The sequence below is a fragment of the Embleya scabrispora genome, assembly GCF_002024165.1.
GTDB classification, from domain to species: Bacteria; Actinomycetota; Actinomycetes; order Streptomycetales; family Streptomycetaceae; genus Embleya; species Embleya scabrispora_A.
The window spans coordinates 3,753,249-3,771,846 of sequence record NZ_MWQN01000001.1 but is presented as its reverse complement, the minus strand read 5'-3'; the positions used below and the strand labels follow the sequence as shown (position 1 = coordinate 3,771,846).

Annotated in this window: 18 protein-coding genes; 2 read left to right on the top strand and 16 right to left on the bottom strand. The window is 72.8% G+C overall.

Annotated elements, in window-relative coordinates:
* The first annotated feature begins 10 nt into the window (after positions 1 to 10).
* Entirely contained in the window at positions 11 to 1,243 is a 1,233-nt protein-coding gene (locus B4N89_RS16695; RefSeq protein WP_078976621.1) for a DUF5667 domain-containing protein, read from the top strand.
* Positions 1,244 to 1,339: 96 nt separating this feature from the next.
* Here the strand turns inward: B4N89_RS16695 and B4N89_RS16690 are convergent, their stop codons facing one another.
* The 15 genes from B4N89_RS16690 to B4N89_RS16620 form a co-directional block, all read right to left on the bottom strand.
* Positions 1,340 to 2,506, bottom strand: coding sequence for a lysophospholipid acyltransferase family protein (locus B4N89_RS16690; RefSeq protein ID WP_078976620.1), 1,167 nt, complete (start codon positions 2,504 to 2,506; stop codon positions 1,340 to 1,342).
* On the bottom strand, positions 2,499 to 3,536 hold the full coding sequence (locus tag B4N89_RS16685; RefSeq protein WP_078976619.1) for an NAD-dependent epimerase/dehydratase family protein: 1,038 nt from the start codon (positions 3,534 to 3,536) through the stop codon (positions 2,499 to 2,501). Before B4N89_RS16685 ends, B4N89_RS16690 begins: the two co-directional genes overlap by 8 nt.
* Before the next feature lie 596 nt (positions 3,537 to 4,132).
* Complete coding sequence (locus B4N89_RS16680; RefSeq protein WP_012854759.1) at positions 4,133 to 4,231, bottom strand: 30S ribosomal protein bS22; 99 nt, start codon at positions 4,229 to 4,231, stop codon at positions 4,133 to 4,135.
* A gap of 119 nt (positions 4,232 to 4,350) precedes the next feature.
* Positions 4,351 to 4,554 (bottom strand): helix-turn-helix domain-containing protein, encoded by a 204-nt coding sequence (locus B4N89_RS16675; protein ID WP_020549639.1) that lies wholly within the window; start codon positions 4,552 to 4,554, stop codon positions 4,351 to 4,353.
* 146 nt (positions 4,555 to 4,700) lie between these two features.
* Complete coding sequence (locus B4N89_RS16670) at positions 4,701 to 5,519, bottom strand: phosphatase (RefSeq protein ID WP_078976617.1); 819 nt, start codon at positions 5,517 to 5,519, stop codon at positions 4,701 to 4,703.
* Between the two features lie 58 nt (positions 5,520 to 5,577).
* Positions 5,578 to 6,780: an acetoin utilization protein AcuC gene (locus tag B4N89_RS16665; RefSeq protein WP_078976616.1), complete on the bottom strand. Its 1,203-nt coding sequence runs from the start codon at positions 6,778 to 6,780 to the stop codon at positions 5,578 to 5,580.
* A gap of 32 nt (positions 6,781 to 6,812) precedes the next feature.
* Entirely contained in the window at positions 6,813 to 8,012 is a 1,200-nt protein-coding gene (locus B4N89_RS16660; RefSeq protein ID WP_078976615.1) for an MFS transporter, read from the bottom strand.
* Between the two features lie 102 nt (positions 8,013 to 8,114).
* Positions 8,115 to 8,762 carry an HAD family hydrolase gene (locus B4N89_RS16655; RefSeq protein WP_078976614.1) on the bottom strand — a complete coding sequence of 216 codons (648 nt, stop codon included), beginning with the start codon at positions 8,760 to 8,762 and terminating at the stop codon, positions 8,115 to 8,117.
* A complete protein-coding gene (proC, locus tag B4N89_RS16650) occupies positions 8,759 to 9,568 on the bottom strand; it encodes a pyrroline-5-carboxylate reductase (protein ID WP_078976613.1) in 810 nt (269 codons plus the stop codon). The genes B4N89_RS16655 and proC overlap by 4 nt, the downstream gene beginning before the upstream one ends.
* Positions 9,569 to 9,683: 115 nt before the next feature.
* The gene (locus B4N89_RS16645; RefSeq protein ID WP_078976612.1) at positions 9,684 to 10,427 is read right to left on the bottom strand and encodes an ABC transporter permease; all 744 of its coding nucleotides are present in this window, start codon (positions 10,425 to 10,427) and stop codon (positions 9,684 to 9,686) included.
* The gene (locus B4N89_RS16640) at positions 10,424 to 11,200 is read right to left on the bottom strand and encodes an ABC transporter ATP-binding protein (RefSeq protein ID WP_078976611.1); all 777 of its coding nucleotides are present in this window, start codon (positions 11,198 to 11,200) and stop codon (positions 10,424 to 10,426) included. The genes B4N89_RS16645 and B4N89_RS16640 overlap by 4 nt, the downstream gene beginning before the upstream one ends.
* A gap of 230 nt (positions 11,201 to 11,430) precedes the next feature.
* Positions 11,431 to 13,284, bottom strand: a complete 1,854-nt coding sequence (ilvD, locus tag B4N89_RS16635) for a dihydroxy-acid dehydratase (RefSeq protein WP_078976610.1) — start codon at positions 13,282 to 13,284, stop codon at positions 11,431 to 11,433.
* Positions 13,285 to 13,440: 156 nt separating this feature from the next.
* A complete protein-coding gene (locus tag B4N89_RS16630) occupies positions 13,441 to 14,073 on the bottom strand; it encodes a TetR/AcrR family transcriptional regulator (RefSeq protein ID WP_078976609.1) in 633 nt (210 codons plus the stop codon).
* Positions 14,066 to 14,881, bottom strand: coding sequence for a sugar phosphate isomerase/epimerase family protein (locus tag B4N89_RS16625; protein WP_414646421.1), 816 nt, complete (start codon positions 14,879 to 14,881; stop codon positions 14,066 to 14,068). Before B4N89_RS16625 ends, B4N89_RS16630 begins: the two co-directional genes overlap by 8 nt.
* A gap of 236 nt (positions 14,882 to 15,117) precedes the next feature.
* Positions 15,118 to 16,044, bottom strand: a complete 927-nt coding sequence (locus B4N89_RS16620) for a Ppx/GppA phosphatase family protein (RefSeq protein ID WP_078976608.1) — start codon at positions 16,042 to 16,044, stop codon at positions 15,118 to 15,120.
* Between the two features lie 106 nt (positions 16,045 to 16,150).
* Here B4N89_RS16620 and B4N89_RS16615 point away from each other — a divergent pair, with 106 nt between their 5' ends.
* Entirely contained in the window at positions 16,151 to 16,894 is a 744-nt protein-coding gene (locus B4N89_RS16615) for a hypothetical protein (RefSeq protein WP_101897101.1), read from the top strand.
* 22 nt (positions 16,895 to 16,916) lie between these two features.
* Here B4N89_RS16615 and B4N89_RS16610 read toward each other — a convergent pair whose 3' ends face one another.
* On the bottom strand, positions 16,917 to 18,539 hold the full coding sequence (locus B4N89_RS16610) for a hypothetical protein (protein WP_143657988.1): 1,623 nt from the start codon (positions 18,537 to 18,539) through the stop codon (positions 16,917 to 16,919).
* Positions 18,540 to 18,598 lie beyond the last annotated feature (59 nt).

Sequence of the window (18,598 nt, the reverse complement as noted above, 5' to 3'; positions counted from 1 at the left end):
GGTGCGGCCTGTGAGCATTGCGGCCCTGGATCGGCGACCCGCGAGCGCCTTCGCGCGAGCCCTCGACGAGAACGACCGCGACAACCGATCGGCGGAGCCACTGCCCGCGCTGGTCCCGCTGCTGCGGACCGCCGAGATGCTGCGCGAGCGGTCCTCGGCGGCACCCGTACCGAGCGCGGACTTTCGCACCGCGCTCCGGCAACGGCTGCTGGACGAGGCTGCGGCGCTGCCCGCGACCGAGGGTGCGGCCACCGTGCCCGCACCGCGCGGCGCGCATCGCCGTCGGGAGTCGCAGGCCCCGCCGCGCACCGTGCGCTGGCGGCGGCGGGCGGCCATCGCCGGCGCGTTCGTGGTGGTCACCGGCGGCGGTCTCGGCGGGGTGGCCTACGCCAGCTCCGACGCGTTGCCCGGCGACCTGACCTACGGCGTCAAGCGCACGGTCGAAGACTTCAAGATCTCGCTCGCCGACAACGACCACGAGCGCGGCGAGCGCTACCTGCAACAGGCCGACACCCGAATGGGCGAGGCCGAACGGCTGCTCAAGCGGGCCGGGCGAAATCCCGACAAGGAGACCGTGCGGCATCTGCGGCAGGTGCTCGACGACTGGCGCGACGAAGCGGACAAGGGCCGCGCGCTGCTCACCGACCACTTCCGCAAGAGCGGCAGCGACGGGTCGATGCGCAACCTGGCCGACTTCGCCCGCTCCGGCAACGAGCGCATGGAGCGGATCGGCGACCGACTCCCGCCGGAGCTGCACTCCGAACGGGACCGGGTCCGCACCCTGCTCACCGCGATCAACGAGCAGGTCGCCCCGATCGCGGGCACCCCCGGCCGGAGTTCGGCGAAGCCGGGCACCGGTGGGCACACCGACGGCGCGCCGGTCGCCCCCGGCACCGGTCCGGGCGGCGCGCCCGGCACCGGCGGCCTGCCGCTCGTGCCGAGGCTCCCGGGCCTGGGCGGCGGCGCCACCAACGGCGCACCGCCGCAAGGCGGCTCGACCACGACGGGCGGTGCCGCTCCGCGACAGCAGCCGCAGCAGGACGGCGGCCTTCTCCCGGGGCTGAACATCCCGCTGCTCGGCGGCGCTCCGGCGGAAAACCCCTCCGACCGGTCCGACGGCTCCGGCAACACCCCGGCCCCGGCGAAGACGCCCAAGGGTCAGATCCTCCCGCCCCTGCTGCCCGGCCTGCCGGGCATCGGGCTCAACCTGCTCGGCCCCGCCGAGGAGGAGCCACACAGCTGACCCAGCCGGTGGGCACACACCGAAGGCGGCGCGCGGACCACCGTCCACGCGCCGCCTTTCGTGTTCCGGTTGTGGAACCCGGTGTACGGAACCGATCTAGAAGAAGACCGACCGCCGCTGCATCAGCAGCCGGTAGATCGTGTGCTGGATGGTCTCGCGCACCTCGTCGGTCAGGTTGAACACGACCATCGGGTCGTCCGCCGCCTCGTCCGGATACGCGTCGGTGTGGATCGGCGCGCCGAACTCGATCCGCCACCGCGTCGGCAGCGGCACCAGGCCGAGCGGGCCGAGCAGCGGGAAGGTCGGGGTGATCGGGAAGTACGGCAGGTTGAGCAGGCGCGCGAGGGTGCGCGCGTTGCCGACCATCGGGTAGATCTCCTCCGCGCCCACGATCGAGCACGGCACGATCGGCACCCCGGTGCGCAGCGCCGCGGACACGAAGCCGCCGCGCCCGAAGCGCTGGAGCTTGTACCGCTCGGCGAACGGCTTGCCCAGGCCCTTGTAGCCCTCGGGCCACACGCCGACCAATTCGCCCTTGCCGAGCAGCCGTTCGGCGTCGGCGTGGCACGCGAGGGTGTGTCCGCTCTTGCGCGCCACCGAGCCCACCAGCGGCAACTGGAAGACCAGGTCGGCGGCGAGCAGCCGCAGATTGCGCCGAGCCGGGTGGTGGTCGTGCACCGCCACCTGCGTCATCAGCGCGTCCACCGGCAGCGTGCCGGAGTGGTTGGCCACGATCAGCGCGCCGCCCTCGGCCGGAATGTGCTCCAGGCCGCTGACCTCGATCCGGAAGTACTGCTCGTAGACCACCCGCAGCGCGGCCATCAACTTGTCGTTGAGCTCGGGATCGAAGCCGAACTCGTCCACCTCGTACTCACCGGTGATCCGGCGGCGCAGGAACGCCAGTCCGTCGGCGGCCCGATCCTCCCAGCCCGGTCCCGCCACGCCGTCGAGGAGCCCGGCGGCGGCACCGCCCACCACCCCGCCGACCGCGCCCGCGAGCGACCCGAACAACGAGCGCCCGGATCCCGGCGCGCGCCGGGGCCCCGCCTCGGCCGAGACCGCGTCCGCCGAGGCCGCCGGCTCGGCTTTCGCCGGCTTTCGACCCGACCGCGCCTCGATCGATCGCACCGGCACCTCACCCTCGACCGGCTCGGGCACCCGGACCGCACGCGCGGGCCTGGTGGGCCGACGCCCCGACCGGGGCGCGGGCGGGCGCGCTCCGGAAGCGGCGCCGTCGAAGGGAATGATGCGGGCCTCACCCATCGGGGTTCCTCCTGGTGAGCAGCAGGTCGGCGAGTCGATCGGGCACCTGGGCCAGGCGCCTCGGGTCGAGCAGGCCGGTCGAACGACGACCCTCGGCATAGTCGGCGAACGTCTCGGCCGTGCTCCTGGCCGCGACGAAACCCAGTTTCTCCCGGGCCCGCGCGGGGTCCACCACGCGCCCGTGGGTGAGCAGGCGCACCTGCTCGGCGGACAGGTGCACCGAACCCGCGCGCCGCAAACCCTGATTGACCAGACCCACCGCCGCCGCCGGGAACGGCACCACCGGTCGGCCCAGTCGGCGCGCCGCCTGGGACAGGAACAGCACCCCCTCGGCGGCGATGTTGTACGTGCCCGGTCGATCGGCGAGCATCGCGATCCGCAGCGCCTCGCGCAGGTCGTCCTCGTGCACGAACTGCAGACGCGGATCGTAGCCGAGCAGCGTGGGCAGCACCGGCAGCGCGAAGTAGGCGCCCATCGGCGAGTCGGTGCGCGGCCCGAGCAGCGGCGCGAACCGCAGGACGGTGACGGCGACATCCGGCCGGCGCCGGGCGAAGCCGCGCACGTAGCCCTCTATCTCGACGGCGTCCTTGGCCCAGCCGGCCGAGGGCTGCACGCGCGGTTCGGTGTCCTCCGCGAACAGCGCGGGATCGCGCGGCGAACCGCCGTAGACGGCGGTGGTCGAGCGCACCACCAGGCGGCGGATCGACGGCGCCTTCTGGCACGCGGCGAGCAGCTGCATGGTGCCGATGACGTTGGTCTCCTTGATCGAGACCGCTCCGCCCCGGACCGGCGGCAACTCACTGGGACTCAGGTGCACCACGGTGTCCACCGCGGCCGAGGCGACCACCTTGGCGATCATCGGGTTGCGAATATCGGCGAGCACGAAGTCCACCCCGGCCGGCGGCTCCGAAGCGGGCGCGACCATGTCGACCCCGATCACTCGGTCGACATCGGGCTCATCGCGAATCATCCGCACGAACCCGGCCCCCGGATCCCCGGCAACCCCGGTAACCAGGACGACACGCCCCATGCTGCGCCCTCCCCAACCAGCCCGCACCAACACAACGCGAACCCCTACGGTAAGCGCCCCCCAACGTAACCGTACGCACCCCAAAAACCCGAAGCGCCGACCCCGAGCACCACCCCAGGGCGCGAGGCCAAGGCGCCGGAAGCCGGGCCCACGGCGCCAGGGCCCAAAAACCCCAGGGCCACCAAGGCCCGGGAGCCGGGCCCAGAACACCAGACCCCGAAGCCCCAAGCCCCGGCGGAGACCGGACCCGGAGGCATCCAGGGCCCGGGGCAACAGGACCGGGGGCCAAGGAGCCGGGCCCAGGACACGAGGACCCGTAGCACCAAGCCCCAGCGGAGACCAGACCCGGGACATCCACGCCCCGGAGCACCAAGGCCCGGCGGAGACCGGACCCGGAGCACCTCCGACCTGGGCCACCAGGGCCGAGGGGCCGGGCCCAGGGCGCCGCAGCCCGGGGCGCGGGGGCGCGGCCCCCGGCGCGACCGTCCCCCCGCGCGCGCACGCGCCCGAACGCACGGCGACCGCCCGTCGCGCCCCCGAACGGGAGCGCGGCGGGCGGTCGCCCAAGGCTTCAGCGGCGCAAGCCGGTGGGATGCCTACTTCTTGTTGCGACGCTGCACACGCGTCTTCTTGAGAAGCTTGCGGTGCTTCTTCTTCGCCATGCGCTTGCGACGCTTCTTGATGACAGAGCCCACCGACAACCCTCGCTCACGTGACGTTTCTACCGCGCGGAGCCGGATCAGCCCGCACAACTGGGGGTCAGCCTACTCGCCGCCCCGGCCCACCTCTAAACGAGGCGGTCCGTAATGCCCCCCTACGCTGTTTCCACGTAGGAGTCTCGCAGGTAGTCGTGGACGGCCTGCTCCGGAACTCGGAAGGACCGACCAACCCTGATGGCCGGCATCTCGCCACTGTGGACCAGGCGATACACCGTCATCTTGGACACCCGCATCACCGCGGCCACCTCGGCCACAGTCAAGAAGTTGACCTCGTTGAGAGGCCTCTCTCCAGAAGCCATGACGCACCGAACCATTCAGCACGCGTCGGGCGCCGGCTTCCCCTCCGGCGACTGCCACACGCACGTGCGTCCCTCCAGAGTAGTGGCGTGTGGTACCAGTGGGGAAGAGGAGTAGTTATCCCACCTGAATCGCCCATCAGGCTGTTTTACCGATCGATTCCGGACAGTCCGGACCGATCGAGCAGATACGCCATGACCGGTTCGTACAGGTGTGGCGCCACGTTGTCGTCCAGCGGAACGACCACCTCGACCCGCCCCTCCTCGGCCGCCACGAACAGCGCGGGGTCGTTGCAGTCCGCGAGGCCGATCGCCGCAACCCCCGCCTGACCTGCGCCTCCGGCCCAACCGTGGTCGCCGATCAGCAGATCCGGCAGCGGCTCGGACCCGGCCGCCAACTCGGCCAGCATCGCCCGGATCCCGCGCGCGGAGTGGGTGTGTCGGAAATCTCCCGCGTCGTCCACCACCATCGCCACGTCGTCCCGATACCGGATCGCGCGACCCTGCCCGCCCTCGGCCGTGGGCGTGCGATAGCTCCACCCGGCGGCGGGGCGCAGGAGCGTACACCCCGCCTCGCGCAACACGCGTGCCAGTGTGCGGTACCAATCGCCTAGCCCGTTCGGGTGGCCCGTGGCCACGATCACCCGCTCGCGACGCTCGGCGGCGAGCGCGATCCGGTCCGCGTACGCGTCCAGCGCGGCCACGGTCAGATCCGGGTCGATGGTGTCCTGCCCGCTGCGGTGGGCCGGATCGGCCACCACTCCGCAACGGCGCACCATCAGCGCGAGTACGTCGTCCGCGGTCCACCGACCGTCCGGCTCCAGGCCGAACAGATGGCCGGGATGCCGCTCGCTCATCAGTCGGTAGTGCCGGAGGTTGTTCTCCCTCGTGGTCGCCACGTCGCCGGCGATCCGGCCGCGCACGAGATGGGAGCGAAGCTCCGAGGGGGTGGGAACCGCAACGGTCACGCACAGCTCCTTGGGTCACGGGTCGGTCGGGGTCACCGCAGGCGTCGGGACCACCGGGTCACAGGTCGAACATCGGGTCGAGGCCGTGCGCCGGGAAGACCGCCCGCCGAGTGGCCAGAATCGATTGGTCGGTGCGGTCCGCCGGGTCGTAGCCCGTGGAAAACGGCCGAAAATCGCCGGTCCCACCGTCGGTCATCCGGTGCGGACCGGCCTGGCGGGTGAGCATCCGAACCTCCTCGCGCCAGTCGAGCGGCACCTCGCGGGTGGGCTCGATGGCATGGCCGGCCGCCTCGGCCACCAGGTGCGTCCACGAGCGCGGCACCACGTCGACCGTGGCGTAGCCCCCGCCGCCGGTGGCTATCCAGCGCCCGCCGGCGTGTTCGTGGGCGAGCGCGTGCAGCGCGGCGTGTGCGGTGCGCTGCGCGTCGAGGCTCAGCGCGAGGTGGGCCAGCGGATCGTCCACGTGGGTGTCCGTACCGTGCTGGCTGACCAGCACGTCGGGGCGGAAGTCCGCGAGCAGCGGCGGCACCACGGCGTCGAACGCGCGCAACCACGCGGCGTCGGCGATGCCGGGCGGCAGCGCGACGTTGACCGCGAAGCCCTCGGCGGCCGGCCCGCCGACCTCGCTCGCGAAGCCGGTGCCGGGAAACAGGAAGCGCGGACTCTCGTGCAGGCTGATCGTGAGCACGCGCGGGTCGTCCCAGAACGCCCGCTGCACACCGTCGCCGTGGTGCACGTCGATGTCCACGTACGCGACCCGCTCGGCGCCGAGTTCGAGCAGGCGCGCGATCGCGAGCGCCGGGTCGTTGTAGATGCAGAACCCGGCCGCGGCGTCGGGCATCGCGTGGTGCAGCCCGCCCGCGAAGTTGATCGCGTGGTCCGCGCCGTCGGGGTGTTCCGGCCCCCGCCACACCGCCTCGGCCGCGGCGATCGAGGCGCCCGCGATCAGCGCGGACACCTCGTGCATCCCGGCGAAGGCGGGGGTGTCCTCGGTGCCGAACCCGAAGGTGCCGTCGGCGATCCGGGGGTCGAGGGAGGCGGCGCGCACGGCGGCGGTGTACGCGTCGGTGTGCACCAAGGCCAGATCCGCCTCGGTCGCCGACTTCGGCGCGCACACCCGCAGTTCGGGAAGGGTGTGCAGCCCGAACGCGCGGATCAGGTCGATGGTCAGGCGCAGCCGGACCGGGTTCATCGGGTGCCACGATCCGAAGTCGTACCCGGTCATCCCGTCGTCCCACAGCACGTGCACCGCTCGACTCATGCGGTCACGCTACCGTCCGGGCCGGTTCCCGATCATCGGTCGTGAGCGGGTTCACCGTGCGGAGCGAAGGCGCGGGCCAGCGGCAGCACGGCGAGCACCAGGAACAGCGGCACGAGCATCGCCAGGCGGAACGAGGCCAGGTCGGCGATCCCGCCCACGAGCGGGGTGCCGATCAGGAAGCCGACATAGTTGAAGATGTTGAGCCGGGCGACCGCCTCGTCCGCGTCCTCCGGCGACTGCCGTCCGCCCGCGGCGAAGGTCTGCGGGACCAGCACGCACAGCCCCACGCCCAGGATCACGAAGCCGAGCAGGCCCACCGCGGCGTGCGGAGCGGCGAGTACGACCGCGAAGCCGGCCGCCGCGACCACCGCGCCGCCGCGGACCACCTCGACCATGCCCCAGCGGCGCACCGCGAGGTCGCCGACGCTGCGGCCGACGAGGGTGGTGACCATGTACGCGATGTAGGGGACCACCGCGAAGGCCTCGGAGCTGTCCAGCACCTTCTCCAGGTAGACCGCGCTCCAGTTGGCCACCGTCGAGTCGCCGATGTAGGCGAATGTCATGACCAGGCACAGCGGGATCAGCGGACGCCAGGGCAGGGTGCGGCGCGGCCGCTCCGGATCGGCGACCGCCGGCGCGTCGTCCGCGCGCAGGTAGCCGGGGCCGACCACGAGCAGGGCCGGCACGGTGAGCGCGGCGGCGCCCGCGTACATCGCGACCAGCGGCACCCCGCCCCACGCGCACAGCCCGGCCGCGCCCGCTCCGGCCAGGCCGCCGAGGCTGTACGAGGCGTGGAAGCCGAGCATGATGCTGCGGCCCGCTCGCGCCTGGATCGCCACGCCCTGCATGTTCATCGTGGCGTCCACCGCGCCCAGGGACAGCCCGAACACGAAGAGCACGACGGCCAACTGCCACAGCCCGTCCCCGGCGCCGACCCCGATCAGGGTGGCGCAGACGATCGGCTGGGACACCCGCAGCACGGTACGACTGCCGAACCGCCGGGCCAGGGCACCCGCGATCACGCTGCCCACGCCCGCGACGATCGGCACCACCGAGAGCACCGCGGTGAGCGTGCCGTCGCCCATGTCGTAGCGGCGCTGGATCGCCGGGATCCGGGTGACGAGCAGCGCGAAGGACGCGCCCTGGATCAAAAAACACGCGAGCAGGCTGAACCGCGCACGGCGCAGCGTCTCGTCCTTGGCCGACCCGGCGGCCGGTTCTCTCACCCGCATGGGCGAGCACGCTACCGACGGGTCACTTCCACGGACAGGGCCCGAGGAGATCTTTTGATGAACCGTCAGATTCGCCGACCGGACAAAACCCGGCGAAATCCGTCAAATGCCCAATAGTTCCGGCAGGTCGGCCATGTCCTTGAACAGCGCGTCGGCGTCCGCGAGTCGTTCCGCCGGAGTCATCGCGGCGTGGCCGTACACGGTCATCCCGGCCGCCCGCGCGGCCTCGACCCCCAGCGGGCTGTCCTCGACCACTACGCAGCGCGCGGGATCGACGCCCATGGTCGCCGCCGCGTGCAGGAACAGGTCCGGCGCGGGTTTGCCCCGGGCGACGTCCTGGCTGCTGAAGATCACCGATTCGGGGAAGCACCCGATCAGCCCGGTGCGGGTCAGCGCGAGCCGGATCCGCTCGTGCGTACCGGAGGAGGCCAGGCAGTACGGCACGCCCGCGGCGTCCAGCGCGGCCAGTACGTCGACGACCCCCGGCACCGCTTCGAGTTCCGCCCGGAATCCGGCGAACACCCGCTCGTGGTAGACGTGATCGAAATCCTCGGGCAGCGTCACGCCGTCCCGCTCGCGGACGATCGTGTGCACCCGGGCCATGGTCCCGCCGAGGTAGTCGCGCAGCGAGTCCTCGTAGGCGGTGGGCACGCCGAGTTCGGTGAGCAGCGCGGCGAGTACCCGGTTGGCGATCGGCTCGCTGTCCACCAGCACGCCGTCGTTGTCGAACAGGACCAGCTCCGGTCTCACGACAGGCCCTCGGCGATCTCCTGCGAACGGTTGCTCGCGGCCTCCAGGGCGGCGAGCAGCGCGGCCCGCACGCCGTGGTTCTCCAATTCGCGAATCGCCGCGATCGTGGTGCCGGCCGGCGAGGTCACCGCCTCGCGCAGCAGCGTGGGGTGCTCGCCCGAGTCGCGCAGCATCACCGACGCCCCGATCGCGGCCTGCACGATCAGGTCGTGCGCGGCGGCGCGCGGCAGGCCGAGCAGGATGCCGGCGTCGGTCATCGCCTCGACCAGGAAGTAGAAGTAGGCCGGGCCCGAGCCGGACAGCGCGGTGACCGCGTCCTGCTGCTTCTCCGGGACCCGGATGGTCTTGCCGACCGATCCGAAGATCTCCTCGACCCGCTCCAGGTGCGCCTCGGTGGCGTGCGCGCCGCCGGAGATCGCGCTCATCCCCTCGTCCACCAGCACGGGGGTGTTGGACATGACGCGCACCACGGGGGTGCCCGCGGCCAGGCGGGCCTCCAGGAACTTGGTGGTGATGCCCGCAGCGCCGCTGACCACGAGCCGGTCGGCGGGTACGTGTGGGGCCAGTTCGTCCATCAGCGCGCCCATGTCCTGCGGCTTGACGGTCAGGATCAGGATGTCGGCGGCCTTGGCGGCCTCGGCGTTGCTCACCGCCTCGACGCCGTAGCCGCGGCGCAGGTCCTCGGCCCGCTCGGCGCGACGGGTGGTGACGAGGAGGTCGTCGGGGCTCTTGCCCGCCCGGATCATCCCGGACAACAGCGCTTCACCGATTTTCCCGGTGCCGACGACGGCGACCCGCTGAGCCATGGCCCCACACTTTCTCGCGTTCCTGGTCCGTCGGGACACGCCAGGTGCCCACGATGGCCACCGTACGGTACGGACACGTGTCCGAGGGTGGGCCCCGGCGCGGCTCCCGGGCCGCTCAGGCAGTGCGTCGGCGCAGGGTCAGCGCCCCGAGCCCGAGCGCGGCGAGCACACAGCCGGCGATCACCGCGACATCGCGAAGCAGCGGGCCGGAGACGTCGTGCTCGGTGGACAGCCGGGTCATCGCGTCCACCGCGTAGGACAGCGGAAGCACGTCGGAGACCGCTTCGAGCACCGGCTGCATACGATCGCGCGGCACGAACAGCCCGCACAGCAGGAACTGCGGCAGGATCACCGCGGGCAGGAACTGCACCGCCTGGAACTCGGTGTCGGCGAACGCGCTCACCAGCAGGCCCAGGGCCATCCCGAGCAGCGCGTTCAGGACCGCGACGCACAGGATCAGCCAGGTCGGCCCGACCACGTCCAGACCGAGCAGCCCGATCGCCAGCCCGGTGGCCACCGCCGCCTGGAGTACCGCGACGATCCCGAACGCGAGCGCGTAGCCGCCGATCAGCTGCATCTTGCCGATCGGCATGGTGAGCAGCCGCTCCAGCGTCCCGGTCGAGCGCTCGCGCAGCGTGGCCACCGAGGCGACCAGGAACATCACCACGAACGGGAAGATCCCCAGCAGGGGCCCGCCGATGTGGTCGAACTGCTCCGGCCGGTCGTCGTAGAGCCAGTACAGCAGCGTGAGCAGCACACACGGCACCAGGAGCATCAGCGCGACGGTGCGCGGGTCGTGCCGCAACTGGCCGAGCACCCGGCGGGCGGTGGCGGTGGTGGCGGTGGCGGTGCCGGTCATGACGCGCTCCTCGGGGCCGATGCGGTCGCGGTCGATGCGCCCGGTCGCGGTTCGGCCGCGGCGTCGACCAGCGCCAGGAAGGCCGCCTCCGCGTCCCGGGTCCCGGTACGGGCGAGCAGCGCCTCGGGGGTGTCGTCGGCCAGCAGCGCGCCGTCGCGCAGCAGCAACAGCCGCTCGCAGCGCTCGGCCTCGTCCATCACGTGGCTGGACACCAGCAGCGTGACGCCGTCGGCGGCGAGCCGGTGGAACAGGCCCCACAGGTCGCGGCGCAACACCGGGTCCAGACCGACCGTCGGCTCGTCCAGGACCAGCAGCTCCGGTGTCCCGAGCAGTGCGGCGGCCAGCGACACCCGGGCCCGCTGCCCACCGGACAGCCGGGCCACCGCGGCGTCCTGCCGAGCGGTCAGGTCCACCTCGCGCAACACCCGGTCGAGGTCGTCGGCCGAGGCGCCGAGAAGCCGGCCGAAGTAGCGCAGGTTCTCCCGCACGGTCAGATCCGCGTACACCGACGGCGCCTGCGTCACATAGCCGATCGCGCTGCGCAGCCGCCGATGCCCGGCGGGCCGCCCGAGCACGTCCAGCCGCCCGCTCACCCGCGCCTGCACGCCGACGATCGCCCGCATCAGCGTGCTTTTGCCACACCCGCTCGGGCCGAGCAGCCCGGTGACACTCCCGCGCGGCACGACGAACGAGACGTCGTCGAGCACCACGCGCCCGCCGCGCACGACCCGCAGCCCTTCGGCTCGGATGGCGTCCCCGCCATAATTCATCATGTGTTGAATATGCGCTTCCCCCGACACACCGTCAAGCGATTCCGTACGATTTCCCCCAGTCGGCAAAGGGGGGCACGCCGTTGGCGCGCATCGGACCGTACGAGGTGCTCGAACGCCTCGGCGCCGGTGGAATGGGGACCGCGACGCCCCCGAGCCGTGGTGTGCCACCGTCTACGGCCGAAGGGGCGCCCCGGCCGCAGCCGGGACGCCCCTTCGGGAAATGCCGTGTCTCAGTCGAGCAGCGACACGTCCCGCACCGCGCCCTTGTCCGCGCTCGTGGCCATCGCCGCGTACGCCTTCAGCGCCGTGCTGACCACCCGCTCACGCTTCGCCGGGCGGTACTTGCCCAGGTCGTGCAGCAGGTGCTCGCGCCGCTCGGCCAGCTCCTCGAAGGAGACCTCCAGCTCGATCCGGCGGTTGGGGATGTCGATGGTGATGATGTCGCCGTCGCGCACCAGCGCGATCGCGCCCCCGGCCGCCGCCTCGGGCGAGACGTGTCCGATGGACAGCCCCGAGGTGCCGCCGGAGAAGCGCCCGTCGGTGATCAGCGCGCACTTCGCGCCGAGCCCGCGACCCTTGAGGAACGACGTCGGGTACAACATCTCCTGCATACCCGGGCCGCCCTTGGGGCCCTCGTAGCGGACCACCACCACGTCGCCCTCCTTGACCCGCTTGGTCAGGATGGCGTCGACCGCCTCCTCCTGCGACTCGACCACCACGGCCGGGCCGGAGAAGGTCCAGATCGACTCGTCCACGCCGGCGGTCTTGACCACGCAGCCCGCCTCGGCGAGATTGCCGTACAGGATGCCCAGGCCGCCGTCCCTGCTGTACGCGTGCGCCACGTCGCGGATGCAGCCCGAGGCCACGTCCAGGTCGAGCGAGTCCCAGCGCTCCGACTGGCTGAACGCGGTGGCCGAGCGCACGCAGCCCGGGGCCGCGTGGAACAGCTCGACCGCCTCGGCCGAGGGCGAACCGCCGCGCACGTCCCAGGTCTTGAGCCATTCGGCGAGCGAGTCGGCGTGCACCGAGGTGACATCCTCGTGCAGCAGCCCGGCCCGGTACAGCTCCCCCAGGAGCGCCGGCACGCCGCCCGCGCGGTGCACGTCCTCCACGTGGTACGGCGCGTTGTTCGGCGCGACCTTCGCCAGACACGGCACCCGGCGCGAGAGCGCGTCGATGTCGGCCATGGTGAAGTCCAGCTCGGCCTCCTGCGCGGCGGCGAGCAGGTGCAGGATCGTGTTGGTCGAACCGCCCATCGCGATGTCCATCGCCATCGCGTTCTCGAACGCCTGGCGGGTGGCCACGTTGCGCGGCAGCACGCTCTCGTCGTCCTGCTCGTAGTAGCGCTTGGTGATCTCCACGATCGTGTGGCCCGCACCCTCGTACAGCGCCTTGCGCGCGGTGTGCGTGGCCAGCACCGAGCCGTTGCCCGGCAGCGCCAGACCCATCGCCTCGACCAGGAAGTTCATCGAGTTGGCGGTGAACATGCCCGCGCACGACCCGCAGGTCGGACACGCGGCGTCCTCGATCCGCTCCAGGTCCTCGTCGGAGACCGTGTCCGACGCGGAGTCGGAGATCGCGGTGATCAGGTCCAGGTGCGGACGCACCCGACCGTCGACCATCACCGCGGTGCCGGCCTCCATCGGACCGCCGGAGACGAACACCGCGGGGATGTTCAGCCGCAGCGCGGCCATCAGCATGCCGGGGGTGATCTTGTCGCAGTTGGACACGCACACGATCGCGTCGGCCTGGTGCGCGTTGACCATGTATTCGACGGCGTCGGCGATCAGCTCGCGCGAGGGCAGCGAGTAGAGCATGCCCGAGTGGCCCATCGCGATGCCGTCGTCGACGGCGATCGTGTTGAACTCGCGCGGGATGCCGCCGGCGGCGGAGATCGCCTCGGAGACGATGCGGCCGACGGGCTGGAGGTGGGTGTGCCCCGGTACGAACTCGGTGAAGCTGTTGGCGACCGCGATGATCGGCTTGCCGAAGTCCGCACGCTTGACGCCTGCGGCCATGAGGAGCGCGCGGGCGCCCGCCATTTCGCGACCGTGGGTGACCGTCCGAGACCTGAGTTGCGGCACTGCACACACCCTCTCAGCAATTCACCGGTGGATCCGGGTGCTTTCGAGCTTACGTCCGCGGCCGGAATCGACGGCGCGGCCGTCCACGATGCGACCGCCGGCGGGCCGCGCGCCGGGCCGGCCGGGGCGTCGTGCGGGTGGGCGCGCGACGGTCGGTCAACCGTTCAGGTGGCGCTGGAGGATCGGCCCGAGCCGGCGGACGAGTTCGGCTCCGGGCGTCGAGGCGATCGGCTCCAGGCACACCACGTAGCGGGTCAGCGCGACGCCGAGGATCTGGCTCACGCACAGGTTCGCGCGCAGCGCCGCGTCCGGGCCGCCGATCCGCTCCGCCAGGCGAGCCGTCAACTCGGCGCCGACGAACTCGCGAAAGGCCGGGTTGCTGCCCCCTTCCAGCACCACGGTGCGCAGGATGGCCAGCAGCCGGGTGCCGGTGTCCGGGTGTTCCCACAACGCCACGAACGACTCGGCCAGCCGCCCGCCCGCCTCCTCGACCCCGTGCGCGAACACCGTGCCGACCAGGGTCTCGGGGTCCAGCGGCAGGTCCATGGCCGCGATGAACACCCGGTCCTTGGAGCCGAAGTAGTGGTGCACCAGGGCGGGATCCACCCCGGCGCCCCGGGCGATCGCCCGTACCGACGCGCCCGCGTAGCCGCGCGCGGCGAACTCGGTGCGGGCCGCCTCCAGGATCCCCGTCCGGGTCTGCGAGGCGTCCCCGCGCCGACCCGGCGGCCGGCCCGGACCGCGCCGCCGGACGCCGGGCGCGTCGGCGGCGGTCTTCGGGTCAGCCATGCCGGCGCTCCGCCCCGGCCTCGGCCGCCAGGTGCAGCCGGGTGTACGCCAGCGCCTCGGCGAGGTCGGCCTCGCGCTCGGCGCGGTTGCCGCACCGGCGGGTGTTCACCTCGAGCACGACCGCGCCGGCGAACGAGGTGCGGGCCAGGTGCTCCAGGAGTTCCGCGCACGGTTGGGTGCCGCGTCCGGGCACCAGGTGCTCGTCCTTGAGCGAGCCGCTGCCGTCGGCCAGGTGTACGTGCCCGAGCCGGTCGCCCATCCGGGCCAGCATGTCCAGCGCGTCCGAGCGCGAGGTGGCGGTGTGCGACAGGTCGAGGGTGAAGTGCCGGTAATTCTCGTCGGAGGGATCCCAGTCCGGCGCGTACGCCGCGACCTCCTTGTCCCGGTAGCGCAGCGGGAACATGTTCTCCACGGCGAACAGCACGTCGGTCTCGCCGGCCATGCGCTCGATCCCGCGCACGAAGTCGCGGGCGTAGCTGCGCTGCCAGCGAAACGGCGGATGCACCACGACCGTGCGCGCGCCCAGCCGCACCGCCGCGTCCCGCGCGCGCACCAGCTTGGCCCACGGGTCGGTGCCCCACACCCGCTGGGTGATCAGCAGACAGGGCGCGTGCACCGACAGGATCGGCACCGCGTGGTGGTCGGACAACCGGCGCAGCGCCTCGATGTCCTGGCTGACCGGATCGGTCGAGACCATCACCTCGACGCCGTCGTAGCCGAGCCGCGCCGCGATCTCGAAACCGTCCGCGGTGGACTCGGGGTACACGGAGGCGGTGGACAGGGCGATCTTGGCGTCGGGCACCCGCAACACCGCGTCCGGCACGCGCGCCGCGGCCGGGTCGGACCCCGTACCCGGAAGTATGTCGTGGTCGGCCACGTCGCCCAGAGTAGAACCATCGACGGCCGGATCGACCGCGTCCCGCCGCATCGGCGCGTCCGATCCGAACCGAATCGCCACCCGACGCCCCGCCCGGCTCGACCCCCTCGGCCCCGATCCGCCCCGATCGGCCCTATTCATCCCGATCCGGCGTCCGCCGGCGGGTCTCAGTCCATCCAGTCCAGCCGGCGCAGGATGATCCCCTCCCGCAGCGCCCACGGACAGACCTCCAGCGTGTTCACGTCGAACAGGTCCAACGCGGCGTCGGCCACTATGGCGCCCGCCACCAACTGCGGCGCGCGTCCCACCGACACCCCCGGCAACGCGGCCCGCTCGGTCGCGGTCATCGTCGCCAGTCGGGGCAGCCAGTCGGCCAGCCCGGTCCGGCTCAGCGAGCGTTTGACGTAGGGGCCCTCTCCCGAGGACGGCGCACCGGCGATCCGGGCGAGCTGCTTGAACGTCTTGGACGTGGCCACCACGTGGTCGGGTCGGCCGAGGCGGCTGAACTCGGCGACCGTGCGGGCGATCTCGGCCCGCACGTGCTTGCGCAGCACCCGTACCTCGTCCGCCGTGGGCGGGTCGGTGTGCAGCCAGTTCCGGGTCAGCCGGCCCGCGCCCAGCGGCAGCGAGGCGGCCGCGTCCGGCTCCTCGTCCACGCCCGCCGCGATCTCCAGCGAGCCGCCGCCGATGTCCAGGACGAGCAGCCGACCGGAGGACCAGCCGAACCAGCGGCGCACCGCCAGGAAGGTCAGCCGGGCCTCGTCCGCGCCGGTGAGCACCTGGAGGTCCACCCCGGTCTCGCGCCGCACCCGGTCGAGCACCGCCTCGGAGTTGGCCGCCTCGCGCACCGCCGAGGTGGCGAACGGCAGCAGGTCCTCGACGCCCTTGTCCTCGGCCACCTCGAGCGCCGCCGCCATCGTGCGGACCAGCAGATCTATGCCGTGCGGGGCGATGCTCCCGTCCGGCTCCAGCAGCTCGGCCAGGCGCAGCTCACGCTTGTGCGAGTACGCGGGAAGGGGCCGAGCACCCTGATGGGCGTCGACCACGAGCAGGTGGACCGTATTCGAGCCCACGTCGAGAACACCGAGTCGCATGGTGTCGAAGGTAATCCGTCGACCCGGGCGGGTGAGCGGGGGCGTTCCCTCGCTTGCCACGCCTTTGCCGAACCGGACATCGCACCCGGCCCTCTACGCTGGTGGTGTGCCCGAGGTAGACCTGGATTTTCCGCGTGCTTGGTTCGAGTTCTCCGACCCCGACGACGCCGATCAGTTGTTCCGCTGCGATCTGACCTGGTTGACCTCGCGGTGGCAGTGCATCTTCGGTGCCGGCTGCCACGGCGTGGTGGCCGGGCGGGCGCCCGACGGGTGTTGTTCGCTGGGCGCGCACTGGTCGGACGAGGACGACGAGAAGCGGGTGCTGGCCTGGGCCGAACGGCTGACCCCGCAGACCTGGCAGTTCCACGACCTGGCCGCCCGAAAGGGGGTCAGCGAGTTCGAGGACGGCGACAAGCGCACCCGGCTGGTCGACGGCGCGTGCGTGTTCTTGAACCGGCCCGGCTTCGCCGGCGGCGCCGGGTGCTCGCTGCACGCGCTCGCGCTGCGCGAGGGTGTGCATCCGCTGGAGACCAAGCCGGACGTGTGCTGGCAGCTGCCGGTGCGGCGGACCTACGACTGGATCGACCGCCCGGACGAGACGCGCGTGCTGATGGTGACGATCGGCGAGTACGACCGCCGGGGTTGGGGCCCGGGCGGCCACGACCTGCACTGGTGGTGCACCGGGAGCACCGAGGCGCACGGCGCGGGCGAGCCGGTGTACGAGTCCTACGGGCCGGAGCTGCGCGAGCTGATGGGCGAGGCGGCCTACGCGGTCCTGGTCGAGGCGTGCCGGGCCCGGCTGGCCGGCGGTCGGCCGATCGCGCCGCACCCGGCGGATCCGCTCGACTGATCGCGGCGGGACCGGGCCCGGCTCAGCTGCCGGCGGTCGGGCCGGGCGGTGGTGTGCTGGGAGGCGTGCCGGTCGGCGGCGGGCTCGACGTGGCCGGGTCGCCGGTGCTGCCCTCGATGGTGACCGCGGTGCCGCCGGGTTCGATGACCACCCTGGCCGACCACGAGCCCCGGGGCGCCTTCCCGGCGACGACCGAGATCGTGACGGTGTCCTCCTGCCCCGGCGCGAGCGTGCCGTGGGGTCGACTCAGGCGCAGCCAGGCCGCCCCGGTCCGGGCCTGCCAGTCGACCGGGACGGCGCCGACGTTGCGCAGCGTGATCACGGTGCGATCCCCGGTGTGGCCGGCCGTGACCAGCGGCGGGACGGGGGCGGGGTCGCCGGGCGGCGGCACGAACACGACGCCCGGCGCGATCCGGTCCGGTGGCGGTACGGGCGGCGCGACGGCGGCCGGCGCCGAGCCGCGCCCGTGCGACGGGCCGCCGGCACCGGGCCGTACGGCGGTCGCGGCCGGGGAGGCCGTCGGCGCCGCGGGCACACTCGACCCGGTCCCGTCGGCGGTGTCCACGTGCGCCGACGCGATGGTGACCACCCTGGCGGTCGGCCCGGCGGCCGAGCCGCCGGACGCCTGCCACAGGGCCAGCGCGGGCGCGGCCACCACGGCGGCCACCACGACCGCCGCGATCACCGTGGCCCGGCGGCGATTGCCGCGCTCGACCACCCGGGCCGGAAAGACCGGGAAGCCGGCGCGGTCGAATTCGGCGACCCGGCGGGCGATCTCCGGCGGCCGCTGGGCGGAGCGGCCCTTGCCCACCTCGCCCAGCACCTCGATCCGCAGCGCCGCGGGCGGGGCGACCAGGGCGAGGGCGACCGGCACCGCCGCGGCGCCCGTGGTCGGCGCGAGCAGCGTCGCCGCGCGGCGCACGTGCGGCCCGCACCGCCGACACGTCTCCACGTGCGCGATCAATCGTTCGCGCAGCGCCGAGGTGAGCCGCCCGGTGGCCAACTCCTGACCCTCGGGGCAGCTGTGCGAGGCCTCGGCGCCCGCGACCGCCGCCCGGGTCCGGTCCACCTCGCGCCCGGCGCACAGGAGCAGGCTGCGGGCGTGCTGCTCGTCACAGCCGAGCACGGCGGCCAGGCCGCGCGGATCGAGCCCGTGCCGGACCGACAACTCCAGCGCCTCGCGCCGCTCCGGCGACAATCCCACCGCGTCGGGCCAGGCGAGTTCGTCCAGGTCGCCGCGCCGCCCGGGGACGCGCCCGGCCTCGGTGCCGGGAAACAGGTCGGTCGGCTCGTCGGCGTCGCCGGCCAGCGGCGGCAGGCTGCGCTCGTGCGCCCACACCACCCGTACGTCCTCGGGCCGGGCGGGTCCGGTGCCGACCCGCACGTGGGCGTCCAGGCGGACCAGGCACTCGTAGCGGGCGAGCGCGTACAACCACGGTTTGAGCAGGTCCAGGTCCGGCAGTCGGCCGATGTGACGGTCGGCGAGCACGAACGTGCTGCGGAGGGATTCCGCGGCCGCCCGATGATCGCGCAGCACCGACAGACAGTAGGTGTAGAGCCCTTCGGCATAGGCGTCGTAGGCGGCGCGTCCCCACGAAAGCACCGCGGCGGGGGCCGATGCCCGGCCGGTTACCGAATCCGTCACGTTCGTGAACGTAGGTGTCGGAGAGCCTCCGACTCAGGCGATTTGCACTTTCATACGCC

Coding starts and splice junctions, on each gene's coding strand:
- proC (WP_078976613.1), bottom strand. CDS start 9,568: ATGGCTCAGCGGGTCGCCGTCGTCGGCACCGGGAAAATCGGTGAAGCG.
- B4N89_RS16685 (WP_078976619.1), bottom strand. CDS start 3,536: ATGGGGCGTGTCGTCCTGGTTACCGGGGTTGCCGGGGATCCGGGGGCC.
- B4N89_RS16660 (WP_078976615.1), bottom strand. CDS start 8,012: ATGCGGGTGAGAGAACCGGCCGCCGGGTCGGCCAAGGACGAGACGCTG.
- B4N89_RS16630 (WP_078976609.1), bottom strand. CDS start 14,073: ATGGCTGACCCGAAGACCGCCGCCGACGCGCCCGGCGTCCGGCGGCGC.
- B4N89_RS16665 (WP_078976616.1), bottom strand. CDS start 6,780: ATGAGTCGAGCGGTGCACGTGCTGTGGGACGACGGGATGACCGGGTAC.
- B4N89_RS16620 (WP_078976608.1), bottom strand. CDS start 16,044: ATGCGACTCGGTGTTCTCGACGTGGGCTCGAATACGGTCCACCTGCTC.
- B4N89_RS16640 (WP_078976611.1), bottom strand. CDS start 11,200: ATGATGAATTATGGCGGGGACGCCATCCGAGCCGAAGGGCTGCGGGTC.
- B4N89_RS16675 (WP_020549639.1), bottom strand. CDS start 4,554: ATGGCTTCTGGAGAGAGGCCTCTCAACGAGGTCAACTTCTTGACTGTG.
- B4N89_RS16690 (WP_078976620.1), bottom strand. CDS start 2,506: ATGGGTGAGGCCCGCATCATTCCCTTCGACGGCGCCGCTTCCGGAGCG.
- B4N89_RS16645 (WP_078976612.1), bottom strand. CDS start 10,427: ATGACCGGCACCGCCACCGCCACCACCGCCACCGCCCGCCGGGTGCTC.